This window comes from Sanguibacter antarcticus (genome assembly GCF_002564005.1).
GTDB classification, from domain to species: domain Bacteria; phylum Actinomycetota; class Actinomycetes; order Actinomycetales; family Cellulomonadaceae; genus Sanguibacter; species Sanguibacter antarcticus.
This window is the reverse complement of sequence record NZ_PDJG01000001.1, coordinates 3,512,616-3,521,501: the sequence shown is the minus strand read 5'-3', so window position 1 is coordinate 3,521,501 and position 8,886 is coordinate 3,512,616. Positions and strand designations below refer to the sequence as shown.

Below are 8,886 nucleotides of genomic sequence, written 5' to 3'. Positions count from 1 at the left end.
TTTCTTAGGCCTCGATGTCGTCCGCGATGGCGCGCAGAACCGTGGCGACCTTGGAGGCGGCCGCCTTGTCCGGGTATCGCCCGCGTCGCAAGGAGTTGCCGACACCGTCGAGGAGCTTGATGACGTCCTCGATGATGATCGACATGTCCTCGGCGGGCTTGCGCTGCGCCTTGGCAACCGACGGCACAGGGTCGAGCATCTTGACGGACAGGCCTGGGGGCCCTTACGACCGTCGGCTACGCCGAACTCCACCCGGGCTCCGGGCTTGGGGGCGGTGATGCCCTCGGGCAGCGCGGAGGCGTGCAGGAAAACCTGCTCGCCGTCTTCGCTGGCGATGAAACCGAAGCCGCGTTCGGCATCGAAGAACTTGACCTTGCCGGTGGGCACGTGAAACCTCGGAGTGCTCGTCGGGATGTGACCTCACAGGATACCGGGCTGCGCATGTTCCGGAGCGCGGCAGTGAGTCCTTCCCATTATCGGTCCACGACGACCACCCGCCTAACGCACACCCCCGGCACACCAGTTTCACCCACCGCGCGCCCTCCGCATCCCTCCGGGTCGCCACCCGGCTGACAGAAGCGGAAGCGAAAGCGAAAGCGAAAGCAGAAGCAGCCTCCCCGAGCTCGGGCATCTGTCTCGAGCTCGGGCGTTGAACCGCCCGAGCTCGAAACATCTGCCCGAGCTCGGCGGCAACTGGCGCAGCCGGGCCTGCCCAGCCAGGCCCAGCCCGGCCCGGCCCAGCCCGGCCCAGCCCGGCCCAGCCCGGCCCAGCCCAGCCCGGCCCGGCCCAGCCCGGCCCGGCTGACTGGCTGGCTGACTGGCTCGCTTGCTGGCGGGCGGGCTGGCTGACGTGCTGGCGGAGCAGGCGGAGCAGGCCAGCGCAGCAGAGCCTGCGGAGCTAGGTCTTCTAGCCTCAGCGCTCAGGGTGGTGCTGGCCGACACAGGAGCCCTGCTGGCTGAGAGCTGCCCACAAGGCATGGCGCTGACGGTCGGTCCACACCTGAGCCAGGTCACGACCTGCAGGCTTGCGCGACATCGTCTGCTGGTGGCATGGCACCTCAGACCGCGACCACGCTGCGCCACCCACCGCCCCCTCTCGAGCGGGGCGCTCCCCCGCTGCCCACCGTCCGTCTGCCCACCGTCGCTCTTCTGCCCACCGTCTTCCTCGCCCGCGAGCTGTCACCACAGCTCGTCCAGGCCCAGGTCACGTCTGGAGCGTGGACGCGAGTCCGGCGCGGGCCTACGTCGCCACAGCTTCTCTCCTGCCCGACGCGGCGCCGCAGACCAGGGAGCTCGCGAGGATCGCCGCGGTCGCACGCCAGCTGTCCCCGGCCGTGACGTTCACTCACGAGTCCGCGGCGCTGATCTGGGGCCTGCCGCTGTGGCGCTCCCCGATCGGGTCCACGTCCACCACCCTTCGCTGCGCTCGGGCCACGCGTCTCAGGACGTGTCGCGCAGCTCTGGGGTGCTCGATGCATCGGACGTCGTCGTGCGCTCCGGGCTCCGGGTCACGTCGTTGGAGCGGACTGTGGTGGACTGCGCACGATCGTCCAGCGCGGTCTCCGGACTCGTCGTCGCTGACGCTGCGCTCAGACGTGGCGTCGATCCGGACTCCTTGCGCGCACGGCTGCAGGACCTGGGGCCTGCCCGGGGCGTCCGGATCGCTCGTGCGGTCATCGATCTCGCGGACGGCGGCGCCGAGTCGCCCTGGGAGTCTGCGACGCGCCTCGTGCTCGTGGGCGCAGGCCTCCCGAGACCGAGCACCCAGGTTCGTGTCGTCACACGTCTGGGGGCGTTCCGCACCGATCTCGGGTGGGAGGACTGGAAGGTTGCTGTCGAGTTCGACGGCCTCGTCAAGTACACGACCCTCGCTGCTGGCGATCCCGGGCGGGTGATCTTCGAGGAGAAACGGCGCCACGACGCGATCGTCGAGGCCGGGTGGCGCGTGGTGCGCGCCACCCGAGAAGACGTGCAGCCGTCGAACAGCCTCCGCGAGCGCGTGCAGCGGCTCCTGCCCGTCGGCGCGCAGTGCCCCCTGCGTCCGGCCCCACACCTCCTCCAGGGCTTCTGACGAACCCGAGGTGGCTGACAACGACGCCAAACGCCCGAGTCGACCTCGGGCATCTGTCTCGATCTCGGGCGATCAACAGCCCGAGATCGAGACAGATGCCCGAGCTCGCCGACCACCGGGACCGGCGCGGCCAGCGGGGCCGACGCAGCCAGCGGACCGACGGGGCCAGCGCAGCCAGCAGGGCCAGCAGGGCCAGTGCGGCCAGCAGGGCCTGCGCGGCCTGCACGATCGGCGCGGCCAGCACGATCGGTGCAGCCTGCACGATCGGGGCAGCTACCGCGACCGGCACAGGTTCCACGGCCGGCACGCGGAGGGCCGTCGGGGCCTTGGTGAGAGCGGGCGGAAGCGGGCGAAATCGCTGCCGGTCAGCCGCGGGAGCGTGCGGTGCGTGGCAACCTGGCGCGTAAAATTGTGCGGATGGCCACGTTCAGCGATTCGATCCGTGCTCGGAGCGACGAGCACCTCGTCGCGTTGCTCACCCACCGCCCCGATCTTGCATCTCCGTCGCCTGCGACGCTGCTGTCTCTCGCTGCGCGCGCGACGAGCCGCGCGAGCCTCCAGCGCGCGACGAACGCGCTCGACGCGGCTCACCTCGAGGTCCTCGAGTCTGTCACCGTGCTCGAGAGCCTCGGCGAGCACATCACGGCCGACCGCGTCGTCGCGGCGATCACCGGGACCGCGCACGACGACGATGCTGCAGCGGTCCGCGCCATCCTCACGACCTTGGACGAGATGGCGCTCGTCTGGTCGCCCGACGGCACAGCGCTGCGCCCGGCGCCCGGCGTCGACGAGGTCCAGGACGCGTACCCGGGCGGGCTCGGCCCGATCGGCCGGACACAGGACGCCGTTCCCGACCCGGACCTGCTCAAGGACGCCCCGCCCGGTGCGCGCAGCATCCTCTCCGCGCTCACGTGGGGCCCGCCGATCGGCCGGATCCCGACGGTGGCTGGCGCACCGGCGGCGGCTCCGACGCGATGGCTCGTGCAGAACGGGTTCGTCAAGCAGGCGGACGCCCAGCACGTGGTGCTTCCGCGCCGTGTCGCGATGGCGCTGCGTGGCGGCAGGACGCACCAACGGCTCTCCCGGGCACCGTCGGAGGCTGCCGCTGGTCCTTCACAGCGAGCGCCAGAGACTGTCGCGGCGGAGTCGGTGCGTGCTGCCCAGGAGGCGGTCCGCCTCCTCGCCGAGCTCATCAGCACGTGGCAGGTGGCACCGCCGTCCGTGCTCAAGTCGGGCGGCCTGGGTGTGCGAGACCTGCGGAGGCTGGCGGCCCGCCTCGAGGTGAACGACCGGACGGCGGCTCTCGTCACCGAGCTCGCGCTGGTCGCTGGCCTCGTCGTCGACGACGGTGACGACCCGGCGTCGTACTCTCCCACGCTCGATGCGGACGACTGGTTGGCTGCGGACGTCCCGTCGCGGTGGGCGGCGCTCGTCACGGCGTGGTTCGCGACGGCTCGTGCTCCGTGGCTCGTCGGGAGCCGGGACGAGCGCGGGGCACTGCGCAACGCTCTCGAGCCCGAGCTGCACCGAGCGTGGGTGCCGCGGTTGCGCGGTGAGGTGCTGGACGTTCTCGCGGAGGCACCGCTCACGCCGCTCTCGCCTGACGACGTCCTGGCGGTGCTGCGCTGGCGGACGCCCAGGTCGGTACCGCCGATCGATGCTGTCGCCGCGCTCCTGGGCGAGGCGGAGATGCTCGGCGTGACGGGGGCGGGCGCCCTGGCTCCGGGTGGCGCCGTTCTCGCGGACGTCCCGCGTCAGACCGTCCCGGACGACGGTGTGGTCGTCCGGCTGACGACGTGCCTGACGGAGCTGCTCCCGGAGGCCGTCGACGAGATCCTGCTCCAGGGCGACCTGACCGGTGTGGTGCCGGGCCGCCCGTCGCCTGCGCTCGAGGCCCTGCTCGCGGACTCTGCCGACGTCGAGTCTCGTGGTGCGGCGATCACCGTCCGGTTCACGCCGACGTCGGTCACCCGGTCGCTCGACGCGGGCCGCACGGGCGAGGAGTTTCTCGCCGAGCTCGCGCTGCACTCGCGCACCCCGGTGCCGCAACCGCTCGAGTACCTCGTGCGTGATGCTGCGCGTCGGCATGGTCAGGTGCGGCTCGGTGTCGCGTCGAGCTATGTGCGCGTGGAGGACCCGACGCTGCTCGCGGGGCTCATCGACGACCAGCGTCTGCGGCCGCTGGGGTTGTTCCGGATCGCGCCGACGGTGCTCGCGGCGACGGCGCCGATCGGTCAGCTGCTCGCGGCGCTGCGAGAGCGCGGGATGGCGCCGGCGATGGAGGGACCGGACGGCCAGATCGTCCTCGCGGACCGTCGGACCCCACGGGTGCGTGTGCCTGCACGACGCAGCCGGCGTCCGGGGTCTGGGCCGGGCGCACGTCCTGGTGTGCGGCTGCCGGACCGTTCAGCTGTGGCACGGACCGGGCGCGACGACCGTGCAGCCAGGCTCGCGACCCTGGTCGCTGCCCTGCGGCGGGACACCCCCGCGGCGGGCGCGCAGCCTCGGGTCGACGAGGGCTCGGCGTCGGACGGTCCGTCGGACGACCCTGGCACGGGCCGTGCCCGGGGTGCGGGCGAGTACCGCCACCGGGACTCGGTGCGCGGGAGCGCGCTGCCCGGAACAACGGAGCCGGTCGTGGCGTTGGGGATGTTGCGCGAGGCGGCAGCGGACGGTCGTGAGGTGTGGCTCGACATGACGGGGCCGGTCGGCGAGCACCAGCGTCGCCGGGTGCGGCCGCTGCGGGTGGACGCGGGTCGTCTGCGCGCTGTCGACGTGGCGCGTGAGTCTGAGCTCACGGTCGCTGTCCACCGGATCATCAGCGTCGAGCTCGTCCCGGTCGAGACCTGAGTCAGGACAGCCCCCGCGCACGACCCAGCGAACGCACACGAGCACACAGCAGACAGCGAAGGAGTCCCGGATGACCGACGGACCACTGATCGTCCAGAGCGACAAGACCCTTCTCCTCGAGGTAGACCACCCGCGGGCGGACGCTGCCCGACGCGCGATCGCTCCCTTCGCGGAGCTCGAGCGCGCCCCGGAGCACATGCACACCTACCGCCTCACGCCGCTGGGCCTGTGGAACGCGCGGGCTGCTGGGCACGACGCGGAGCAGGTGGTCGCGGTGCTGCTGGAGTTCAGCCGGTACACGGTCCCTCACGCTCTGCTCGTCGACGTCGCGGAGACGATGTCCCGCTATGGCAGGCTCCAGCTCACGACGCACCCGGTCCACGGCCTCGTGCTCCAGGCGACGGACCGTGCGGTTCTCGCCGAGGTGATGAAGTCCAAGCGGACGGCCGGCCTCTTCGGAGACCGGCTCGACGAGGACACCGTCGTCGTCCATCCGTCCGAGCGCGGCAACGTCAAGCAGGTCCTGCTCAAGCTCGGCTGGCCCGCCGAGGACCTCGCGGGCTACGTCGACGGTGAGAAGCACGCCATCGACCTGTCTCCGACGGACCCGGCGAAAGACGACAAGCCGTGGGAGATGCGGCCGTACCAGCGGCACGCCATCGACGGCTTCTGGCACGGCGGCAGCGGCGTCGTCGTGCTGCCGTGCGGGGCCGGCAAGACGATCGTCGGTGCGGGTGCCATGGCGAAGTCGGGCACGACGACGCTCATCCTCGTGACGAACACCGTCAGCGCCCGCCAGTGGCGAGACGAGCTCTTGCGTCGCACGACGCTCACGGACGAGGAGATCGGCGAGTACTCCGGTGCCCGCAAGGACGTCCGGCCGGTGACGATCGCCACCTATCAGGTGCTCACGACGAAGCGCAAGGGCGTGTACACGCACCTCGAGCTGCTCGACGCGCGCGACTGGGGCCTGGTCATCTACGACGAGGTCCACCTGCTGCCGGCGCCGATCTTCCGCATGACGGCGAACCTGCAGGCCCGGCGCCGCCTCGGGCTGACCGCGACGCTCGTCCGCGAGGACGGCCGCGAGGACGAGGTCTTCTCGCTCATCGGCCCGAAGCGCTACGACGCGCCGTGGAAGGACATCGAGGCGCAGGGCTACATCGCGCCTGCGGACTGCGTCGAGGTCAGGCACACGATGCCGGAGCGTGACCGCATGCTCTACGCGACGGCCGAGCCAGAAGACAAGTACCGCCTGGCAGCCTGCGCTCCGGGCAAGATGCGGATCGTCGAGCAGCTGGTCGCGAAGCACGAAGGCGAGCCCACCCTCGTCATCGGTCAGTATCTCGACCAGCTCGAAGAGCTCGGCGAGCATCTCGGTGCGCCGGTCATCACGGGCGCGACGACGGTGCGCGAGCGCCAGCGGCTCTTCGAGGCGTTCCGCACCGGGGAGATCACCAAGCTCGTCGTGAGCAAGGTCGCGAACTTCTCGATCGACCTGCCTGAGGCGTCGGTGGCGATCCAGGTGTCGGGTTCCTTCGGATCGCGGCAGGAGGAGGCGCAGCGTCTCGGTCGTGTCATGCGGCCGAAGGCCGACGGGCGCACGGCGCACTTCTACGCCGTCGTCTCGCGCGACACGGTCGACCAAGACTTCGCAGCGCACCGGCAGCGGTTCCTGGCCGAGCAGGGGTACGCCTACCGGATCGTCGACGCGGAAGACCTCGAGGGGCTCGCGGAAGCGGACGGCCCGGCGGGTCAGGCCTAGGCCTGCTGCGCTCTCGGGACGGTGTGCGCGACGCCGTCCCGAGGATCTCGTGGCACGAGGCCGCGTTGCGCTTTACCCATGCTTGGTCAAGGATCGCAGTGTGGTCACCAGGTCGTCGTCTCAGCTGTCCGAACCGTCCCTCCGTCGGGGCGTGACGTCCCGTCACGCGGTGCGCACGCTGCTGGTCGTGATGTTTCTCGCCCTCGGCGGGCTCGTCGCGTCGCCGGCGAGCGCATCCGACCCGATGAACGTGCCGGCGGACATCACCGACGAGGCGGACGTCCTCGGCAGCGACACAGCGGCGGTGCAGGCGGACCTCGACCAGCTCCGCGACGAGACGGACATGCAGCTCTTCGTCGTGTTCGTCGACGAGTTCGACGGAGAGGACCCCGTTGACTGGGCACAAGAGACGTACAGCCTGTCCGGCATGGGCACGCAGGACGCGCTGCTCGCCGTCGCGATCGACGAGCGCCAGTACGGCCTGGCGATCTCCCTCGACGCGCCCATCACGGACGCGCAGTACGACGACCTCGCCGCAGCGATCGAAGACGAGCTCGCAGACGACGACTGGGCCGGTTCGGTGAGCGCTGCGGTGAGCGTCCTAAGTGCCGACGTGAACGGCGGTGCGTCAGGCAGCCTCGTGACCTGGCTCTTCGTGGGCGGGCTCGTCCTCATCGCGCTCCTGCTCGCGCTGGCCTGGATGGCGAGCAAGCGTCGCGGCAGAGCGACCGCGTCGGGCACAGGCCCGCGGGACGAGCTCTCGAAGCTGTCCACCACCGATCTCAACCAGCGCGCCAGCGGGGCCCTCGTCGCGATCGACGACGAGCTCAAGACGTCCGAGCAGGAGCTGGGGTTCGCGCAGGCACAGTTCGGTGACGCGGCGACGGCCGCGTTCACCCGGACGCTCGCCGACGCGAAGTCGAAGGTCACCCGCGCCTTCACGCTCCGCCAGCAGCTGGACGACTCGACCCCCGAGACCGAACCGCAGGCACGAGAGATCATGGCGGAGATCATCGGCCTGTGCGCCGATGCCTCCGAGTCGCTCGCTGCCGACGCGAAGACGTTCGACGAGCTCCGCGACCTCGAGGCCAGGGTCCCGCAGGTCCTCGCCGAGACCACCGAGCGCGCGACGACGCTCCGCGCTCGCCTCGCCCCGGCCCGCGCCACCCTCACGACGCTCGCGGTCACCCATCCTGCGTCGGCCCTCGCGTCGGTCTCGCTCAACGCCGACCAGGCTGAGCAGCTTCTCGACGCGGCTGCGGAGTCGGTCCGGGCCGGCGAGGCGAGCGTCGCAGCAGGCGACCGTGGGACAGCGGTGGCCCACGCCCGTGCCGCCACCCACGCAGCAGCGCAGGCCAGCGTGCTGCTCGACGCGGTCGCCAGCGCCGACGAGGATCTCGCGCTCGCAAGCTCGCGGCTCGACGGAGCGCTCGTCTCGATCCAGTCCGACCTCGTGGACGCCCGCACCATCGGCGCAGACGACCCCGCTGTCGGGGCTGCCGCGTCGCGTGCCGAGGCTGCTGTGTCCGCCGCGCAGGCAGCGCGCGCGGGCGGCGACGCCCTGGCTGCGATCCGTGACCTCACCGCGGCGGAGGCCAGCCTCGACGCAGCGCTCGCCCCCGCTCGGGAGGACGCAGAGCGCCAGGACCGAGCGGCGGCGCTGCTGCGCGAGACGCTCGGGCGCGTCGAGTCCCAGGTCCGCGCTGTGGACAGCTTCATCTCGACGCGCAAGGGAGCCGTCGGGCCGGAAGCACGCACGCGGCTCTCCGAGGCAGTCCGGCTGCTCGGCGAGGCCCGCGCGCTCGGCCCCGTCGACGCGACGGCCGCGCTCGAGCAGGCACGCCTGGCGGAGCAGATGGTCGTCTCGGCGCAGCAGCTCGCTCAGGCCGACGTCAGCCGGTGGGAAGACCAGCAACGAGGCTTCGGCGGGAGCGGAGGCGTCGGTGGACGGGGCGGCGGCAACGTGGGCGGGATGGTCCTCGGCGGTATCCTCATCGACTCGCTCCTGCGTGGCGGCGGCGGCTTCGGCGGCGGTGGCTTCGGTGGCGGGCGCGGTGGCGGCTTCAGCGGCGGTGGCCGCGGTGGCGGTGGCGGCTTCAGCGGCGGTGGCGGAGGCGGTCGTGGCGGCGGTGGCGGTCGGGGCGGCGGGAGCCGCGGACGAGGGGGACGCTTCTAGCGTCCGCCCCACAGCGGGTCCAGA

Annotated in this window: 4 protein-coding genes and 1 pseudogene; 4 read left to right on the top strand and 1 reads right to left on the bottom strand. The window is 71.8% G+C overall.

The window, feature by feature from the left end:
- Positions 1-4 precede the first annotated feature (4 nt).
- Positions 5-387 (bottom strand): annotated as a pseudogene (locus ATL42_RS16875) (cold-shock protein).
- A gap of 1,060 nt (positions 388-1,447) precedes the next feature.
- Between ATL42_RS16875 and ATL42_RS16090 the strand changes: the two are divergent.
- From ATL42_RS16090 to ATL42_RS16075, 4 genes are all read left to right on the top strand, one after another.
- Positions 1,448-2,071 carry a hypothetical protein gene (locus ATL42_RS16090; RefSeq protein ID WP_143556795.1) on the top strand — a complete coding sequence of 208 codons (624 nt, stop codon included), beginning with the start codon at positions 1,448-1,450 and terminating at the stop codon, positions 2,069-2,071.
- Positions 2,072-2,488: 417 nt separating this feature from the next.
- The gene (locus ATL42_RS16085; RefSeq protein WP_098453613.1) at positions 2,489-4,921 is read left to right on the top strand and encodes a helicase-associated domain-containing protein; all 2,433 of its coding nucleotides are present in this window, start codon (positions 2,489-2,491) and stop codon (positions 4,919-4,921) included.
- Positions 4,922-4,991: 70 nt separating this feature from the next.
- Positions 4,992-6,686 (top strand): DNA repair helicase XPB, encoded by a 1,695-nt coding sequence (locus tag ATL42_RS16080; protein ID WP_098453612.1) that lies wholly within the window; start codon positions 4,992-4,994, stop codon positions 6,684-6,686.
- 151 nt (positions 6,687-6,837) lie between these two features.
- On the top strand, positions 6,838-8,862 hold the full coding sequence (locus ATL42_RS16075) for a TPM domain-containing protein (protein ID WP_245861879.1): 2,025 nt from the start codon (positions 6,838-6,840) through the stop codon (positions 8,860-8,862).
- Positions 8,863-8,886: the final 24 nt, after the last annotated feature.